Below are 18492 nucleotides of genomic sequence, written 5' to 3'. Positions count from 1 at the left end.
ACTTAGTGTTGGCTATAGTGGATAGTTGATAAAGCTGCAAGGCGTGCAGCGGCTTGTTCAGCAGTTAAATCTCGTTGTGATTCGGCTAACATTTCGTAACCAACCATAAATTTACGTACAGTAGCGGAACGTAAAAGTGGTGGATAGAAATGGGCATGCAGCTGCCAGTGTTGGTTGTCTTCATGATTAAACGGTGCACCATGGAATCCCATTGAATAAGGGAATGAAGTAGAGAATAAATTATCGTATTTAGTTGTAAGTTGTTTAATCGCTATCGCTAAATCATCTCGTTGTGCTAGTGTTAAATCGGTTAGACGTTGAATATGTTCTTTTGGTAATAATAATGTTTCAAATGGCCAAACAGCCCAAAATGGAACGACTGCCACCCAATGCTCAGTTTCAACTACAATTCGTTCTTTGCGTTGCAATTCTTGTTGAACATAATCCACTAATAAGATAGATCCATGTTGTTGTAAGTATTGACGTTGCATCAGATCTTCTCGAGCAACTTCATTTGGTAAAAAACTATTTGCCCAAATTTGTCCATGTGGATGTGGATTAGAACACCCCATCGCAGCGCCTTTATTTTCAAAGATTTGTACCCAAGGATAATGTTGTCCTAATTCAGTTAATTGTTCTTGCCAAACTTTAATCACTTCAACAATTTCTGTTTCACTTAATAAAGGTAGTGTTTTGCTGTGATCATGCGAAAAACAGACCACACGGCTTTCTCCAGTTGCTTGAGAAACTTGGAATAGTGGATTGTCACTGACTGGTGGAGTTGGTGTTTGATGCAATAAAGCAGAGAAATCATTTTTAAATACAAAAGGTTTGGTATAAGTCGGATTTTGTTCACCAGTAATGCGTTTATTGCCTGGACATAAATAACAAGTTGGGTCATGGCTAGGTTTTTGCTCATCTGCCGTTTTTTCTTGTTGACCTTGCCAAGGGCGTTTGGCGCGATGAGGTGAAACGAGGACATATTCGCCTTTTAAAGGATTATAACGGCGATGTGGGTGTTCAGTAGGATCAAAAAACTCACTCATGATATTTTCCTTGTATCTGAGATAAAATGAAAACGCTTACAAAATTTCTATGTAAGATACCAATTATTTGTCCGATAAACTGTTATCTAGATCACAAAAAGAAGATATTTATCACTCTATATCCTTATTTAGCGTTATTATTTAAACAAATTATGTAACAGAGTCATTGAAGGGTTGAAAATATGGTAACAATTCGTGATGTTGCTAAACTTGCTGGCGTTTCAGTTGCCACAGTTTCTCGGGTTTTAAATAACCATGAGAGTATCAGTGAAAAAGCAAAAAATAAAGTATTACAAGCAGTTACAGAATTAAATTATCAGCCAAATGCCAATGCACAGGCATTAGCTTCACAAAGTATTGATACTATTGGTGTTGTTGTAACAGATGTAACGGATTCTTTTTTTGCTATTTTAGTCAAGTCAATTGATCAGGTTGCCGAAAAGTATCAAAAAAATATTTTGATTGGTATTGGCTACCATAATGCAGAGAAAGAACGTAAGGCGATAGATAATTTATTGCGTAAACGTTGTACTTGTTTGGTTGTGCATGCGAAAGCCTTGTCAGATGAAGAATTAGCAAATTATCTGAAAACGGTAAAAGGAATGGTGATTATTAATCGTGTGATTCCAGGATTCGAGAATCGCTGTGTTGGATTAGATAATACGAAAGGTACAGAGATTGCTACAGAAACTTTAATTAAATATGGACATAAAAGTATTGGCTACATAGGTTCTAACCACCCAATTCATGATGAAACTGACCGTTTACAAGGTTATCTGAATATGTTGCAAAAATATAACTTACCTATTCGTAAACTTGCTATTACCAAGGGGGCACCGAATTTTGAAGGTGGTGAGGAAGCGATGATTAATTTATTAAGTTATAACAGTGATTTAACGGCAGTAGTGGCATATAACGACTCAATGGCCTCAGGAGCAATGTCGGTCTTGAGTGAAAACGGTATTATTGTGCCAAAAGATTTTTCTGTCATTGGATTTGACGATATGCCAATCGCTAATCATCTAATTCCTAAATTAACAACAATTAGGTATCCTATTGATTTAATGGCAAATTATGCTGCTGAATTGGCATTGGGTTTGGCAAACGATGATACAAATTTACCTAAACCTATCCAGTTTAATCCGACTTTAGTCAGACGTTTTTCAGTAGAAAGACGACAAAAATAAAAAATTTTGTAATAGAGTTACATTTTTGTGAAACCGATCACATCAAAGCTGAAAAAAAATCGGTATGCTATTTACAGTTATATTTCTGCAGTAGTGGTATGGAAAGATAACAAGACAGTTGGTTAAAAATAACGGACTGTTAAATGAAGGAAAGTTGTTAACTTTAACACAATGAATTTCCAGTAAAATTACAATCAGGAGATCTGTATTATGAAGAAAATTGTTTTAAGTGCGATTGCTTTATCATTAGGCTTAGGTTTAGGTTCTGTAGCACAAGCAAAAGATGTGCGTATCGGTGTAACCATTTACAAATATGATGACAACTTTATGTCATTAATGCGTAAAGAGATTAATAAAGATGCAGAAAAACTTCCAGGCGTTAAATTGTTAATGAATGACTCTCAAAACGCACAATCAATTCAAAATGACCAAGTAGATGTTCTACTTTCTAAAGGTGTTAAAGCATTAGCAATCAACTTAGTTGACCCTTCAGCTGCACCAACCATTATTGCAAAAGCTAAACCAAACAATGTTCCAGTAGTGTTCTTCAATAAAGATCCAGGTCAAAAAGCAATCAATAGCTATGATAAAGCTTATTATGTAGGTACAGATCCGAAAGAATCAGGATTGATCCAAGGCGACTTAATTGCGAAACAATGGAAAGCACATCCAGAATGGGACTTAAATAAAGATGGTAAAATCCAATTCGTATTATTAAAAGGTGAACCAGGTCACCCAGACGCAGAAGCACGTACTAAATATGTTATTGAAGAGTTAAATGCAAAAGGTATCCAAACTGAACAACTCTTCTTAGATACTGGTATGTGGGATGCTGCAATGGCGAAAGATAAAACTGATGCATGGTTATCAAGCTCTAAAGCAAATGACATTGAAGTTATCATTTCTAACAACGATGGTATGGCAATGGGTGCATTAGAAGCAACTAAAGCACATGGTAAGAAATTACCAATCTTTGGTGTGGATGCATTACCAGAAGTATTGCAATTAATTAAGAAAGGTGAAATTGCGGGTACTGTGTTAAACGATGGTGTAAACCAAGCTAAAGCCGTTGTTGATCTTTCTAATAACTTAGCTCACGGTAAAGAAGCTGGTGAAGGTACTCAATGGAAAATCAATAACCGTTATGTTCGAGTTCCATATGTTGGTGTAGATGCAGATAACATAGGTGATTTCTTAAAATAATACCGTAATGTAGTTCCTAGAGGGGAGAAATTCCCCTCTTTCGTTAGTTTGGGGTTAGATATGTCAATGCAAGTCGAAAACCGAAGTGAAATACTGTTGGAAATGAAAGATGTCAGTAAGTCATTTCCCGGTGTGAAAGCGCTCGATCATGCAAACTTAACGGTACGTTCATATTCCGTGCATGCATTAATGGGTGAAAATGGTGCAGGAAAATCAACATTACTGAAATGTCTGTTCGGTATTTACGCTAAAGATGAAGGAGAAATCCTTTATCTCGGAAAAACAGTTAATTTTAAAACATCAAAAGAAGCATTAGAAAATGGGATTTCCATGGTGCACCAAGAATTAAACTTGGTTCGCCAAAGAAGTGTAATGGATAACCTTTGGTTAGGCCGTTATCCTTTAAAAGCAGGTTTTGTCGATCATGGAAAAATGTATCGTGATACTAAAGCAATCTTTGAAGAATTAGGAATTGATATCGATCCAAAAGAGAAAGTTGCTAAATTATCTGTATCACAAATGCAGATGATCGAAATCGCAAAAGCATTCTCTTATAACGCAAAAATTGTGATCATGGACGAACCAACTTCGTCACTCTCTGAAAAAGAGGTTGATCACTTATTCAAGATTATTGATAAGTTAAAAAATCGTGGTTGTGGAATAATTTATATTTCTCACAAAATGGATGAAATTTTCAAAATTTGTGATGAAGTAACAATTTTACGTGACGGTAAGTGGGTAAATACAGTTGCGATTAAAGATACTAATATGGATCAATTAGTTGCAATGATGGTGGGACGTGAATTAACACAACGTTTCCCAGAAAAACATAATGTTCCAAAAGAAACTATCCTTACCGTAGAACATTTAACTGCTAAAAACCAACCATCTATTCAAGATGTAAGTTTTGAACTTCGTAAAGGTGAAATCTTAGGGATTGCTGGGTTAGTCGGAGCGAAGCGAACTGATATTGTAGAAACCATTTTTGGTATTCGTGAAAAGAGAAGCGGTACGATTACTTTACATGGTAAAGAAATGCGTAACCGTAATGCATTAGAAGCAATTAACAATGGTTTTGCGTTAATTACAGAAGAACGTCGTTCAACAGGTATCTATGCTAACTTAAGTATTGAATTTAACTCATTGATTTCAAATATGAAAGCCTATCTTGGTAAGTTTGGTTTATTGAGTACAGCGAGAATGAAGAGTGATACTCAATGGGTTATTGATTCAATGAATGTGAAAACACCATCTCATCGTACGAATATTGGTTCTTTATCAGGCGGTAACCAACAAAAAGTTATTATCGGTCGTTGGTTATTAACGCAACCAGAAATTTTAATGATGGATGAACCGACTCGTGGTATTGATGTTGGGGCGAAATTTGAAATTTACCAATTAATGATGCAGTTAGCAGAAAAAGACAAAGGAATCATAATGATTTCATCCGAAATGCCTGAATTGTTAGGAGTAACCGACAGAATTCTAGTGATGAGTAATGGTCGTGTTGCGGGTATTGTCGAAACAGCAAAAACTTCCCAAGAAGAAATTTTGCAACTTGCTGCGAAATATTTATAAGTTGATAAAAGGATTGAATTATGGCTGGTATTCAACAAAAAAAATCACTAGATTTTATGAAACAAAATGCGATTTATTTTGTTCTATTAATCTTATTAGGCGTTATCGTATCTCAAGATGATACCTTCTTAAGTTTACTTAACTTTAGTAATATTCTTACTCAATCATCTGTTAGACTTATTATTGCACTTGGTATGGCGGGGATCTTGATCACCCAAGGTACTGACTTATCTGCAGGTCGCCAAGTTGGTCTTGCTGCGGTGGTATCAGCAACCATGTTACAAGCATTAGATAATACTAATCGTGTTTTCCCTGATTTAGCAGAAATGCCGATTCCAGTTGTGATCTTAATTGTTTGTGCGATTGGTGCAGTGATTGGTATGGTTAATGGTTTGATAGTTGCTTATCTTAATGTAACACCATTTATTGCAACATTAGGTACGATGATTATCGTGTATGGTGCGAACTCACTTTACTATGATGCAGTAGGTTCTTCACCAATTGCTGGCTTTAGTAAATCATTCTCTGAATTTACTCAAGGATTTATCCAACTAGGGGATTTCAAGCTCTCTTATATTACCATTTATGCCGCAATTGCAGCGTTCTTTATCTGGGTAGTATGGAACAAAACTCGGTTTGGTAAGAATATGTTTGCTATCGGTGGTAACCCAGAAGCGGCACGTGTATCAGGGGTAAACGTTGCACGAAACTTAATCTTTGTTTATATCCTTGCTGGAGCGTTCTATGGCTTTGCAGGTATGTTAGAAGGTGGACGTATCGGTAGTGCAACAAATAACCTTGGTTTTATGTATGAGTTAGATGCAATTGCTGCTTGTGTGGTTGGTGGTGTATCTTTCGCTGGTGGTGTGGGTACAGTAATTGGTGTTATTACTGGGGTAATCATCTTTACTGTTATCAACTATGGTTTAACTTATATTGGTGTTAACCCGTACTGGCAATATATTATTAAAGGTACCATTATTATCTTAGCGGTAGCTATTGACTCATTGAAATATGCTAAGAAGAAATAATCGTTAATTTATCATTGTAAGTTCCTTATTGATTTGAAAGTCGGTTTCTGCACCTTAACAGTTATTGTGAGGTGCAGTTTTTTATTGTATCAGTAATTAAAGAACACTCTATTCATCAACCATAATTGATAGTATGCTTATGCAGTATTACTCAAATATAGGTGAATCATTATGAAAAAAGCACTTCCACTTATTATTTCTATCACTTTACTTGCTGGTTGTGCATTATCGCCAGAAGAACAACGTGCTATGGAAGAGGCGAAAATTCGTCAGCAACAAGCATTGCAAGTATCGTTAGCGAAACAATGTGATGCAGAAACTGCTGCATTGATGCAGCGTCATTTTGATCAAGATATTGGCTTAACTGCAAAACAGCAAAAAGCGTTTGAAGAGGAATATACAAAGAAAGTAAATGATCCAATGTTCCAAGCCTGCTATAAATTAGCGTTACAAAATTATATGGCGGAGAAACAAATCAGACAGATGGAATTAGAAAGGCAGTTTTATGATGATTATCCACCTTATGATTTAGGACCTCGTTGGCGAAGACATCGTTTATATTGGTAAGTATGGATTGATATTGAATAAGGTCGGAATGTATCCGACCTTAATTTTAGGATTAATAGCCTAAAGTTGCTCCATCAGGATTACGTGGATCAGATGCACCATAAAAGCCGTCATCTTTTGCTTGGATAATTTGTACACGTCCCATTGTTGCCTTTGTGACTACTTTATAACCTTGTTTTTCAAGGAGATGAATTGTATCTGGGCTAATACCTTCTTCGATACGTAATTCATCTGGTAACCATTGATGATGTACTCTAGGGGTATTGATTGCTTCAGCAACATTCATACCATAATCAATCGTATTTACAATACTTTGTAATACAGTAGTGATTATACGTGCACCACCAGGACTACCTGTGACTAACCAAGGTTTATTATCTTTCATCACAATGGTTGGTGTCATAGATGATAGCGGTCGTTTCTTCGCTTCAATTGCATTCGCTGTACCACCAATTAAGCCAAAGGCATTTGGTACGCCATGTTTAGATGAAAAGTCATCCATTTCATTATTGAGTAAGATTCCTGTGCCTTGAGCAACAATTCCTGTTCCAAAGTTGAGATTTAGGGTGTAAGTGACGGCAACAGCATTACCAAATTTATCCATAATTGAATAATGTGTGGTTTGATCACTTTCATAAGGCTGTGGTTTTCCTGGTTTAATCTCACTAGCTGGAGTGATTTTATCGTCTTGGATTTTTTGTGCTAATTCGTCAGCATATTTCTTTGAAATCAAACCTTTCAATGGAATTTTAACAAAGTCAGGATCGCCTAAGTATTCGGAACGATCAGCGTAGGCTAATTTCATTGCTTCTGCATAATGTTGAATTGCTTTGGCGCTATTTACGCCATATTCACTTAATGGATAACGTTCTAAGATATTTAAGATTTGTACTAAATGGGCGCCACCTGAACTTGGTGGTGGCATAGTAACAATTTTATAGCCACGGTATTCACCCGTAACAGGTTTACGCTCGGCTACTTGATAGCTCTTCATATCTTCTAATGAAATTAAGCCACCGTGTTTTTCCATTTCTTTTACAATTTTTTCTGCGATTTCACCTTCATAAAAGGCTTTTGAACCTTGTTTAGCGATCAAACGTAAGGAGTGAGCTAGATCTTTTTGTATTAGGCGATCGCCACTGGCTAATGGAACTCCATCTTTAAAGAAAATTGCTTTGGTACTTTCCCATTTACCTAAATTATCTTTTTCTACTGCAAGGGTATTACCAAGAGTGTCACTAATAATAAAACCATTTTCAGCAAGTTTAATAGCAGGTTCAATAACTTTTTCTAGTGGCATTGTTCCCCATTTTTTTAATGCATATTCCATACCAGCAACAGTACCTGGAACACCAACTGCAAAGTGAGTGAAGAGTGATTTACCATCAACAACATTGCCTTTTTCATCTACGTACATATCTTTATGTGCTTTTAATGGAGCAACTTCACGGAAGTCGATAGCAAAATCTTCACCTGTTTTGGCATCATGTAGCACCATAAAACCACCACCACCAATATTGCCTGCGTTTGGTAATACAACAGCTAACGCAAAACCTACTGCCACTGCAGCATCAACGGCATTTCCACCTTCTTTTAAGATTGATAATCCTACCTTAGTAGCAAGATGCTGTTCAGTCGCTACCATACCATGTTTGGCATAAATAGGATGGAAAATATCTTTACTACTATCATAACGTTGTGCTGCTGCGGTTGTTTGTGAGGTCGCATTAACAGGTTGAGTATTTGCTTCAACATTTAAAGTTATTAGGGGTAGTGCGATCAACAGCGAGAGTAAGCTCTTTTTATAGAGATAGGATTTTTTCATATTAAATTTCCTTATGTGAGTAAGTGAAAGGAAATTTATTTGTAACAAATTGTTTACAGTTTAGCAATATAAAAATAAAGGAAGATTAAATTAAGTTAGAAAAATAAATGAGAGATATTTAATTGATAGATTAGTCATAAAGAATAAAAAAACTGCCCCGAAGAGCAGTTTTTTATCAGTTTATATCTAGATTACATAGATTGTGTGAAAGTACGAGTGATGACGTCTTGTTGTTGCTCTTTGGTTAAAGAGTTAAAACGTACTGCATATCCTGACACACGAATGGTTAATTGAGGATATTTCTCTGGATTTTCCATTGCATCTAATAACATTTCACGGTTCATCACGTTAACATTTAAGTGTTGACCACCTTCAACAGTTGCTTCGTGATGGAAGTAACCATCCATTAAACCCGCTAAGTTACGTTTTTGTGCTTCGTAATCTTTACCTAACGCATTTGGTACGATTGAGAAGGTATAAGAGATACCATCTTTTGCATACGCAAATGGAAGTTTAGCAACAGATGTTAATGATGCTACCGCACCTTTTTGGTCACGACCGTGCATTGGGTTAGCACCTGGTCCGAATGGTGCACCAGCACGACGACCATCAGGGGTATTACCAGTTTTCTTACCATACACAACGTTAGATGTGATGGTTAACACAGATTGTGTTGGTACAGCATTGCGATAAGTTTTGAGTTTTTGAATTTTCTTCATGAAACGTTCAACTAAGTCACAAGCGATTTCATCAACACGGCTGTCATTGTTACCGAATTGTGGATATTCACCTTCGATTTCAAAGTCGATAGCTACATCTTTCGCTACAACATTACCATCTTTATCTTTGATGTCGCCACGAATTGGTTTAACTTTCGCATATTTAATTGCAGAAAGTGAGTCAGCTGCAACAGATAATCCAGCGATACCACAAGCCATAGTACGGTAAACATCACGATCATGTAATGCCATTAATGATGCTTCATAGCTGTATTTATCGTGCATATAGTGGATGATGTTTAATGCTGTCACATATTGTTTTGCTAACCAATCCATGAAGCTGTCCATACGAGTCATTACATCATCAAAGTCGAGGTATTCAGTTTTGATTGGATCAGTTTTTGGACCCACTTGCATACCATTTTTCTCATCAATACCACCATTGATTGAGTAAAGCATAGTTTTCGCTAAGTTTGCACGCGCTCCAAAGAATTGCATTTGCTTACCAACAACCATTGGGCTTACACAACAAGCAATTGCATAGTCATCGTTGTTGAAGTCTGGACGCATTAAATCGTCGTTTTCATATTGAACTGAAGAAGTATCAATAGAAACTTTTGCACAGAAACGTTTGAAGTTATCTGGTAATTTTTCAGACCAAAGAATAGTCATATTTGGTTCTGGTGATGGACCCATAGTGTAAAGGGTATTTAAGAAACGGAAAGTGTTTTTAGTTACTAAAGTACGTCCGTCTAAGCCCATACCACCAAGAGATTCTGTTGCCCAAATTGGGTCGCCAGAGAATAATTGATCGTATTCTGGAGTACGTAAGAAACGCACCATACGAAGTTTCATCACTAAATGGTCAATTAATTCTTGTGCTTGTTCTTCAGTAATTTTGCCTGCTTTAAGGTCACGTTCAATATAGATATCTAAGAAAGAAGAAACACGACCGAATGACATTGCTGCACCATTTTGTGATTTAACAGCAGCTAAGTAACCGAAGTAAGTCCATTGAACAGCTTCTTTTGCATTGGTTGCTGGGCCAGAAATATCACAACCATAAGTTGCTGCCATTTGTTTGATTTGACCTAATGCACGATGTTGTTCAGCAATTTCTTCACGTAATTGAATGGTCATTTGTAAATCTTCGCCATTTTCTAAGCGAGATTGAAGTGAAGTAAATTGTTTAAATTTATCTGCCATTAAGAAGTCGATACCGTAAAGTGCTACACGACGGTAGTCACCGATAATACGACCACGACCATAAGCATCTGGTAAACCAGTTAATACACCAGATTTACGGCAACGTAAGATATCTGGAGTATAAACATCAAATACACCTTGGTTGTGAGTTTTACGATATTCAGTAAAGATTTTTTTTACTTGTGGATCAAGTTCACGACCATAAACTTTACATGAACCTTCTACCATTTTGATTCCACCAAATGGAATGATGGCACGTTTTAATGGTGCGTCAGTTTGTAAACCAACGATTTGTTCTAAATCTTTTTCGATATAACCCGCTGGGTGAGAAATGATAGTTGAAGGAATATCTGTATCAAAATCAAGAGGTTCGTGAGTACGGTTTTCCTCTTTGATACCTTCCATTACTTTGTTCCATAGTGTAGTTGTTGCAGCAGTTGCACCAGCTAAGAATGATTCATCACCTTCATATGGGGTGTAGTTACGTTGAATAAAATCACGTACATTCACATTTTGTTGCCAGTCGCCAGCTTCAAAACCAGCCCATGCTTTTTGTTGTTGCTCAGTTAATTGAGTCATAATCATTTCCTTCGTTTGAATGAATAATAAAAATTAAATCTTTAGTGCGCTTTGGCTAAGAAGCGATGGAATAAGCCAATACAAACCGCACCACCAACAATATTACCTAATGTTACAGGGATAAGATTTTTCACAATAAAGTGATATATATCAAGATCAGCATAAAGTGAAGGATCAATACCCAAGTGTTGCCAAAATTCAGGACTGCTATAGTGAGCAGTAATAATCCCCATTGGAATCATAAACATATTTGCGACACAGTGTTCAAAACCTGAAGCCACAAACATTCCAATAGGCAAGATCATAATAAATGCTTTATCAGTAACAGTGCGACCAGAGTAGGCCATCCAAACAGCAACACACACCATAATGTTACATAAAATACCGAGCGAGAAAGCTTCTAGCCAAGTATGATGAATTTTATGTTGTGCGGTTTTAAGGATAGTTAAGCCCCATTGACCGTCTGCTGCCATGGTTTGTCCAGCAAACCAAATTAATGCAACAATAATTAAACTTCCAACAAAGTTCCCAAAATAAACAACAACCCAATTACGTAACATCTGGGCGGTTGTAATGGTTCCAGAAGCTTTTGCTGTGATAGTTAGTGTAGAAGAAGTAAAAAGTTCTGTCCCTAGAATCACTACCATAATTACGCCTAATGAAAAGACTAAGCCACCAACTAATTTAGCTAGTCCCCAAGAAACGTTAACTAATCCAGTTTGCGTAGTAGTATAAAAAACAAATGCTAATGCAATACATGCACCAGCAGAAATGCCTGAAGCAAAGGAAAGAAAAGATTTTTTGTGTGCTTTATAAGCGGCAACGTCTTCCGCAAGATTAGTCATCTCGGTTGGATTCAGTGCTATTGTTGTCGCATCTTTCATAAAGACGATTTCCTTTATCAAAAAAATTTTATATTTTCAAAAAATTTAGTTAATTATAAAAATTTTTGAAAAAAATACATAGTAATTTTATGAGTTAGGAAATAGCTTTTGCATAGTAGTTGATACAGATCAAATTCTAATAAAAACAGTTGTTTGTATGTTAAAAAGCTGTTATCAAATTATCACTGAATATTTTCTGAACATTTAGAAAAATGAAAATATAAGAGGGTTTTAAGATGAGTAAAAAACTAAATTAATCCTAATTTTCTGTACTATAATAAGCAGCGTTTTTTTGTTTCATTTTTATTGATTAAAGAGGATGTTATGGCAACAGAAACCATTTTTAGTAAAATTATTCGTAAGGAAATTCCAGCAGAAATCATCTATCAAGATGAGCAAGTAACCGCTTTTCGAGATATTGCACCACAAGCTCCAACCCATATTTTAATTATTCCTAACAAAATCATTCCTACCGTTAATGATGTGACAGCTGAAGATGAACAAGTGCTTGGTCATCTGTTTGTTGTGGCAGCCAAAATTGCGAAAGAACAAGGAATTGCAGAAGATGGCTATCGTTTGATTGTGAATTGTAATAAGCATGGTGGCCAAGAAGTATTCCATCTCCATATGCACTTAGTAGGTGGTAAACAATTAGGCAAGATGCTGCCATAACTAAGAGAATATAAATAGTGAGGAAAAGTTGATGTCTGAATTGTTGATTGCTTTTATTTTAGGTTGTGTCGAAGGATTGACGGAATTTGTACCTGTGTCTTCAACTGGACATATGATTATTGCTGGGCACTTTCTTGGCTTTGAAGGAGAAAAAGCGGCAACTTTTGAAGTAATAATTCAATTAGGGTCTATTTTAGCGGTTATCTTTGTCTATTGGCGAAAAATGTTTGGCTTAATCGGTATTCATTTTGGTGAAACTGTTGATAAACATAAACCCCATTTAAATTTATTACATATTATTTTAGGTATGATCCCTGCGGTTGTTCTTGGGCTAGTATTCCATTCAACGATTAAATCATTGTTTAACATTCATAATGTGATTGGTTCTTTAGTAGCTGGCGGTATTTTGTTAATTTTAGCTGAAAAATTCCGTCCACAACGTGCCTATGCGGAAGAAGTAGATCAAATTAGCTATCGTCAGGCTTTTGCGATTGGTTTATTCCAATGTTTAGCCTTATTTCCAGGTTTTTCTCGTTCAGGAGCAACGATTTCTGGTGGATTATTAATGGGGGTAGGCAAAAAAGCAGCAGCCGAATACTCTTTTATCTTAGCTGTACCAATGATGATTGGTGCAACAGGCTTAGATTTATATAAGAGTTTGCCTTTCTTATCGTTGGAGGATTTACCTTTATTTGCTGTAGGTTTTATCACAGCGTTTGTGGTGGCAATGATTGCGATTCGGACTTTCTTACACTTAATTGGTCGAATTTCATTTGTTTCATTTGCAATCTATCGTTTTATTCTCGCATTAGTATTGGCGTGGATTGTGTTATAGCTTGAGTTAGGAGAGTAGGGTGAAATATAAAAATTTACGTGAGTTTATTACATTACTTGAACAACAAGGTGAGTTAAAACGTATTACGCAAGAGGTTGATCCTTATTTGGAAATGACGGAAATAGCTGATCGTACTTTACGCAAAGCTGGACCAGCATTGTTATTCGAAAATCCGAAAGGATTTACGATGCCTGTATTGTGTAATTTGTTTGGTACGGCAAGACGTGTCGCTTTAGGTATGGGACAAGAAGATGTAACAGCTTTACGTGAAGTGGGAAAATTATTGGCTTTCTTGAAAGAGCCTGAACCACCGAAAGGTATTAAGGATCTCTTTAGTACATTTTCACAATTTCGCCCTGTACTCAATATGCCAACAAAGACAATTAGCCGAGCAGAATGTCAAGAGGTTGTTTGGCGTGATGATGAAGTAGATTTATATCGTTTGCCAATTATGCAATGTTGGCCAGAGGATGTTGCACCATTAGTTACTTGGGGATTAACTGTGACTAAAGGACCATATAAAAAACGACAAAACCTTGGTATTTATCGCCAACAATTAATTGGTAAAAATAAACTCATTATGCGTTGGTTATCGCATCGTGGTGGGGCATTAGATTTTCAAGAGTGGCAAGAAGCTCATCCTGGCGAAAAATTTCCTGTGGTTGTTGCATTGGGAGCTGATCCAGCAACCATTCTTAGTGCGGTAACGCCTATTCCAGATACCTTATCAGAGTATGCCTTTGCAGGGCTATTGCGAGGTAATAAAACTGAAGTTGCTAAAGCATTAAGTTGTAATTTAGAGATCCCAGCAGGCGCAGAAATTGTGCTAGAGGGGCATATTGATCCAGAGGAAAAAGCATTGGAAGGACCTTATGGTGATCATACTGGCTATTATAATGAACAAGAGTATTTTCCAGTCTTTACGGTCACCCATATTACGATGCGTCAAGATCCGATCTATCATTCCACTTATACTGGGCGACCACCAGATGAGCCTGCGGTATTAGGCGAGGCACTTAATGAGGTCTTTATTCCAATTTTGCAAAAACAATTCCCTGAAATTGTTGATTTTTATCTTCCACCTGAAGGGTGCTCATACCGTTTAGCGGTGGTTACGATTAAAAAACAATATGCAGGGCATGCTAAACGAGTAATGATGGGCGTTTGGTCTTTTTTACGGCAATTTATGTATACCAAATTTGTGATTGTCTGTGACGATGATGTGAATGCACGTGATTGGAAAGATGTGATTTGGGCGATTACCACACGTTGTGATCCCGCACGGGATTTAACTTTAGTGGAAAATACGCCTATTGATTATCTTGATTTTGCCTCACCTGTGGCTGGATTAGGATCGAAAATGGGCATTGATGCAACAAATAAATGGCCAGGTGAAACGCAACGTGAATGGGGAAGACCAATTAAGAAAGATCCAGCAGTTGTGGCAAAAATTGATCAAGTTTGGCAAGAGTTGGGTATTGATTAGTTTAAATGATAGCAATAATTGCTATGTAACTGACTACTCATTCTATCTATTTCTATGATACTATTCGTACGTTTTTTTGGACAATATATACAAAAGGAGTAAATTCATGTCTCAACTTGATGCACTACGTAAAATGACCGTAGTGGTTGCAGATACTGGTGATATCGAAGCAATCAAAACCTACCAACCAGAAGATGCAACTACCAACCCATCTCTTATTCTTAGCGCTTCTCAATTACCACAATATGCTTCATTAATTGATGAAGCTGTAGCTTATGCGAAAAGTAAAAGTGCAGATAAGGCACAACAACTAATTGACGCAGAAGATAAATTAGCGGTTAACATTGGTTTAGAAATTTTAAAAATTGTCCCAGGACGTATTTCAACAGAAGTAGATGCACGTCTTTCTTATGATACACAGGCAACAGTAGAAAAAGCACGCAAACTGATTTCACTTTATAACGAAGCAGGTATCAGTAATGACCGCATTTTGATCAAAATTGCGTCAACTTGGCAAGGTATTCGTGCGGCTGAAATTCTAGAAAAAGAAGGAATTAACTGTAACTTAACATTGTTATTCTCTGAAGCACAGGCTCGCGCGTGTGCCGAAGCTGGTGTGTACTTAATTTCGCCATTCGTAGGTCGTATTTTAGATTGGTATAAAGCGAATGGCGATAAAAAAGAATTTGCACCAAATGAAGATCCAGGCGTAATTTCTGTGACTAAAATCTATAACTACTACAAACAATATGGTTATAAAACAGTAGTAATGGGAGCGAGTTTCCGTAATATTGGTGAAATTACTGAATTGGCAGGTTGCGACCGTTTAACTATCTCTCCAGCATTGTTAAAAGAGTTACAAGCAAACAATAGCGAATTACCACGTAAACTTGATTATCAAGGTGAAGTGTTACCTCGTCCAGCAGCGATGACCGAAGCGGAATTCTATTGGCAGCATAATATGGACGCGATGGCAGTAGAAAAATTAGCTGATGGTATTCGTAAATTTGCTGCGGATATTGAGAAATTAGAGGCAATGTTAGCAGCAAAATTGTAATAGATTGCCTATTTATACGGTAGTACAGTAAGATAAAAGCCGTAATTTCCCAAAAAGCGTTGGTGTTAATTATTCTCCTTAACCAACGCTTTTTATTTTATTTTCTGCTCATCATTAACTACGTTTTAGGCTATAATGCCTAGCATTTGATGTTGTTAACGAGATAGTTGAAGCGCCCGATGAAAAAATATTATTCCTTTTTATCTTTATCGATTCTCTCGGCGTTATATAGCCAATCAGGTTATGCCGATCTTACTAGCCAATGTTTATTAGGCGTACCACATTTTAGCGGTGAAGTTGTGACAACTGATCCTAATGAATTACCTGTTTATATTGATTCTGATAGTGCGGAAATTAATCAGCCAAATAATGCGTTATATCGAGGTAATGTTCAAGTTGAACAAGGAAACCGTAAATTACGAGCTGATTCAGTATTTATTGAGCAAAAGGGGGATAAACAGGATCCACAACGTTATGCTTATATTAATGGCAATATGAATTACCAAGATAATTTGGTTCAGGTTGTCGGGGAAAAAGCAGATATTCATTTGAATACTCAAGATTCCAATATTTACCACTCTAATTATCAATTTGTTGGACGCCAAGGGCGAGGTAATGCTGAAAAAGCGGAATTGCGTCAGGATTATCGTTTATTGAAGAATGCAACTTTCACATCGTGTTTACCAGATAATAATTCGTGGAAAATTCGTGCATCAGAGATGAAGCAACATATTAAAGAAGAATATGCAGATCTTTGGAATGCAGTTTTTTATGTGAAAGATGTGCCAATTTTTTATTTCCCGTATGTTCAGTTTCCAATCGGCGATCGTCGCCGTTCTGGTTTATTAATGCCTGATTTTGGGGCATCTAGTACAGATGGATATTATTATGCACAACCAATTTATCTCAATTTGGCTCCAAATTATGATATGACAGTAACGCCAAAGTATATGAGCCGTCGTGGTTGGCAATGGTTAGGAGAAGCACGCTATTTAAATATCTTGGGATCTGGAATATTTGCTGGAGAGTATTTGAAAAATGATCGTTATGAAAATTATAACAAAGGCGATCCTCGTTATTTACTCTATTGGCAAAATAGTGGCTCACTTTGGGATAACTGGCGTTTTAATGTAAATTACACTAAGGTAAGTGATCGTCGTTATTTTAATGATTTTACTTCGCCATACGGAAAAAGTACTGACGGTTATGCAACACAAAATTTCGCTTTAAGCTATTATCAACCAAATTACAATATCACAGTTTCAGCAACACAATTCCAAGTATTTGATACGGTTTCTGTAGGACCATATCGTACTTTGCCACAAATTGACTTTAATTATTATCGTGATGGTTTAGCGAATGATTTAATTGATTTTTCGTTATATTCTCAAGCCGTCCATTTCCAAAATGATAGTGATGTAATGCCATCGGCATGGCGTTTCCATATGGAGCCGACTTTCTCAATGCCATTAGCTAATCGTTATGGTAGCCTTAATTTGGAAACAAAATTATATGCTACACATTATTCGCAGAAGAAGGGTGATGGTGCTAGCGAAGAAGTAGATAGTTCCGTAAATCGTGTTATTCCACAATTTAAGGCAGAGCTTGCCACTGTATTAGCATCCAATCAAACTTTAATTGATGGCTATACCCAAACGATTGAGCCTAAGGTGCAGTATGTCTATCGTCCGTATCGAAATCAAAGTAATATCGGTACAGATCGTTATAGTTATTTAGGTTTTGGTTATGATTCAATTCTGTTGCAACAAGATTTCTATTCTCTCTTTAATGATAGACGTTATAGTGGATTAGACCGAATTTCTTCTGCTAATCAAGTTACTATTGGAGGAACTACACGTTTCTTTGATAAAGATGCAGATGAACGCTTTAATTTCTCATTAGGGCAAATTCTTTATTTAACACCATCAAAAATTGATGAAAACACTGATAATCAAACGCAGCGTACATCGTCATCTTGGGCAGCAGAAGCTAACTGGAAAATCAGTGAACAATGGAATTGGAAAGGTAGTTATCAATACGATACTTTATTGAAAGAAACGTCATTAATGAATACCGCAGTAGAATATCGCCCATCTGCAGAAAATTTAATTCAATTATCCTACCGTTATGTAAGTGAGAAATATATTGACCAAAATTTAACTGGTAGCAATATCTATGATCAAAATATTCGTCAGATTGGGATTGCTACTGCATGGCAGCTTAATGATAATTGGGCAATAGTTGGTCATGCTTATCATGATATTTCATTAAATAAACCGGTAGAGCAATATATTGGTGTTGAATATCGTACTTGTTGTTGGCGAGTAAATGTAGGTGCAAGACGTTATCTCACTGCACCGAAAGAAGAGCAGCAATATACTAGTCGTGAAGATGTGTTTTATACCAATTCTTTTGGTATTAATTTTGAGTTATCTGGATTGGGTAATCGCCACGGTAGTAGTGTTAGTAAGATGCTAAGTACAGGTATTATTCCTTATAGTGATCCATTTAGTTTACGTTAATAAAGTAAGAACCCCATATTTTGGCATAGTAGACAAAATTGTTGCTGATGTGTCAAAAACTATGCCAAGTGGACAAAATTGTGGCTAATATTTAT

14 protein-coding genes are annotated in these 18492 nt (G+C 36.5%); 10 read left to right on the top strand and 4 right to left on the bottom strand.

Annotated features, from left to right (window positions below):
• Nucleotides 1-2: 2 nt before the first annotated feature.
• Nucleotides 3-1046 (bottom strand): galactose-1-phosphate uridylyltransferase, encoded by a 1044-nt coding sequence (gene galT / locus ACFFHT_RS02845; protein WP_382373297.1) that lies wholly within the window; start codon nt 1044-1046, stop codon nt 3-5.
• A 182-nt stretch (nt 1047-1228) separates the two neighbouring features.
• On the opposite strand from galT, the gene ACFFHT_RS02840 reads away from it, so the two are divergent.
• The 5 genes from ACFFHT_RS02840 (at nt 1229) to ACFFHT_RS02820 (ending at nt 6612) form a co-directional block, all read left to right on the top strand.
• Nucleotides 1229-2233, top strand: a complete 1005-nt coding sequence (locus ACFFHT_RS02840; protein WP_382373295.1) for a substrate-binding domain-containing protein — start codon at nt 1229-1231, stop codon at nt 2231-2233.
• Nucleotides 2234-2443: 210 nt separating this feature from the next.
• A complete protein-coding gene (gene mglB / locus ACFFHT_RS02835) occupies nt 2444-3436 on the top strand; it encodes a galactose/glucose ABC transporter substrate-binding protein MglB (RefSeq protein WP_382373293.1) in 993 nt (330 codons plus the stop codon).
• A gap of 60 nt (nt 3437-3496) precedes the next feature.
• A complete protein-coding gene (gene mglA, locus ACFFHT_RS02830; RefSeq protein WP_382373291.1) occupies nt 3497-5014 on the top strand; it encodes a galactose/methyl galactoside ABC transporter ATP-binding protein MglA in 1518 nt (505 codons plus the stop codon).
• Between the two features lie 20 nt (nt 5015-5034).
• On the top strand, nt 5035-6045 hold the full coding sequence (gene mglC, locus ACFFHT_RS02825) for a galactose/methyl galactoside ABC transporter permease MglC (protein ID WP_382373289.1): 1011 nt from the start codon (nt 5035-5037) through the stop codon (nt 6043-6045).
• A gap of 171 nt (nt 6046-6216) precedes the next feature.
• A complete protein-coding gene (locus ACFFHT_RS02820; RefSeq protein WP_382373287.1) occupies nt 6217-6612 on the top strand; it encodes a hypothetical protein in 396 nt (131 codons plus the stop codon).
• Between the two features lie 52 nt (nt 6613-6664).
• Here the strand turns inward: ACFFHT_RS02820 and ggt are convergent, their stop codons facing one another.
• The 3 genes from ggt to focA all read right to left on the bottom strand — a co-directional run bounded on the left by ggt (nt 6665) and on the right by focA (nt 11825).
• Nucleotides 6665-8437, bottom strand: coding sequence for a gamma-glutamyltransferase (ggt, locus tag ACFFHT_RS02815; protein ID WP_382373285.1), 1773 nt, complete (start codon nt 8435-8437; stop codon nt 6665-6667).
• Nucleotides 8438-8628: 191 nt separating this feature from the next.
• On the bottom strand, nt 8629-10941 hold the full coding sequence (gene pflB, locus ACFFHT_RS02810) for a formate C-acetyltransferase (RefSeq protein ID WP_382373283.1): 2313 nt from the start codon (nt 10939-10941) through the stop codon (nt 8629-8631).
• A 41-nt stretch (nt 10942-10982) separates the two neighbouring features.
• Nucleotides 10983-11825 carry a formate transporter FocA gene (focA, locus tag ACFFHT_RS02805; protein ID WP_382373281.1) on the bottom strand — a complete coding sequence of 281 codons (843 nt, stop codon included), beginning with the start codon at nt 11823-11825 and terminating at the stop codon, nt 10983-10985.
• 324 nt (nt 11826-12149) lie between these two features.
• Here focA and hinT point away from each other — a divergent pair, with 324 nt between their 5' ends.
• The 5 genes from hinT to lptD all read left to right on the top strand — a co-directional run bounded on the left by hinT (nt 12150) and on the right by lptD (nt 18397).
• Nucleotides 12150-12497, top strand: a complete 348-nt coding sequence (hinT, locus tag ACFFHT_RS02800) for a purine nucleoside phosphoramidase (RefSeq protein WP_382373279.1) — start codon at nt 12150-12152, stop codon at nt 12495-12497.
• A gap of 31 nt (nt 12498-12528) precedes the next feature.
• Nucleotides 12529-13332: an undecaprenyl-diphosphate phosphatase gene (bacA, locus tag ACFFHT_RS02795; protein ID WP_382373277.1), complete on the top strand. Its 804-nt coding sequence runs from the start codon at nt 12529-12531 to the stop codon at nt 13330-13332.
• A 19-nt stretch (nt 13333-13351) separates the two neighbouring features.
• Entirely contained in the window at nt 13352-14818 is a 1467-nt protein-coding gene (gene ubiD, locus ACFFHT_RS02790) for a 4-hydroxy-3-polyprenylbenzoate decarboxylase (RefSeq protein ID WP_382373275.1), read from the top strand.
• A gap of 106 nt (nt 14819-14924) precedes the next feature.
• Nucleotides 14925-15875 carry a transaldolase gene (tal, locus tag ACFFHT_RS02785; RefSeq protein ID WP_382373273.1) on the top strand — a complete coding sequence of 317 codons (951 nt, stop codon included), beginning with the start codon at nt 14925-14927 and terminating at the stop codon, nt 15873-15875.
• 179 nt (nt 15876-16054) lie between these two features.
• Nucleotides 16055-18397 carry an LPS assembly protein LptD gene (gene lptD / locus ACFFHT_RS02780; protein WP_382373271.1) on the top strand — a complete coding sequence of 781 codons (2343 nt, stop codon included), beginning with the start codon at nt 16055-16057 and terminating at the stop codon, nt 18395-18397.
• The last annotated feature ends 95 nt before the right edge of the window (nt 18398-18492 follow it).

It is taken from the genome of Gallibacterium melopsittaci (assembly GCF_042433085.1).
Taxonomy (GTDB): domain Bacteria; phylum Pseudomonadota; class Gammaproteobacteria; order Enterobacterales; family Pasteurellaceae; genus Gallibacterium; species Gallibacterium melopsittaci.
This window is presented reverse-complemented; position numbering and strand designations above follow the sequence as displayed.

Excerpts from the sequence above, each read along its gene's own strand:
- galT (WP_382373297.1), bottom strand. The coding sequence starts at position 1,046 with ATGAGTGAGTTTTTTGATCCTACTGAACACCCACATCGCCGTTATAAT.
- ACFFHT_RS02840 (WP_382373295.1), top strand. The coding sequence starts at position 1,229 with ATGGTAACAATTCGTGATGTTGCTAAACTTGCTGGCGTTTCAGTTGCC.
- mglB (WP_382373293.1), top strand. The coding sequence starts at position 2,444 with ATGAAGAAAATTGTTTTAAGTGCGATTGCTTTATCATTAGGCTTAGGT.
- mglA (WP_382373291.1), top strand. The coding sequence starts at position 3,497 with ATGTCAATGCAAGTCGAAAACCGAAGTGAAATACTGTTGGAAATGAAA.
- mglC (WP_382373289.1), top strand. The coding sequence starts at position 5,035 with ATGGCTGGTATTCAACAAAAAAAATCACTAGATTTTATGAAACAAAAT.
- ACFFHT_RS02820 (WP_382373287.1), top strand. The coding sequence starts at position 6,217 with ATGAAAAAAGCACTTCCACTTATTATTTCTATCACTTTACTTGCTGGT.
- ggt (WP_382373285.1), bottom strand. The coding sequence starts at position 8,437 with ATGAAAAAATCCTATCTCTATAAAAAGAGCTTACTCTCGCTGTTGATC.
- pflB (WP_382373283.1), bottom strand. The coding sequence starts at position 10,941 with ATGACTCAATTAACTGAGCAACAACAAAAAGCATGGGCTGGTTTTGAA.
- focA (WP_382373281.1), bottom strand. The coding sequence starts at position 11,825 with ATGAAAGATGCGACAACAATAGCACTGAATCCAACCGAGATGACTAAT.
- hinT (WP_382373279.1), top strand. The coding sequence starts at position 12,150 with ATGGCAACAGAAACCATTTTTAGTAAAATTATTCGTAAGGAAATTCCA.
- bacA (WP_382373277.1), top strand. The coding sequence starts at position 12,529 with ATGTCTGAATTGTTGATTGCTTTTATTTTAGGTTGTGTCGAAGGATTG.
- tal (WP_382373273.1), top strand. The coding sequence starts at position 14,925 with ATGTCTCAACTTGATGCACTACGTAAAATGACCGTAGTGGTTGCAGAT.
- lptD (WP_382373271.1), top strand. The coding sequence starts at position 16,055 with ATGAAAAAATATTATTCCTTTTTATCTTTATCGATTCTCTCGGCGTTA.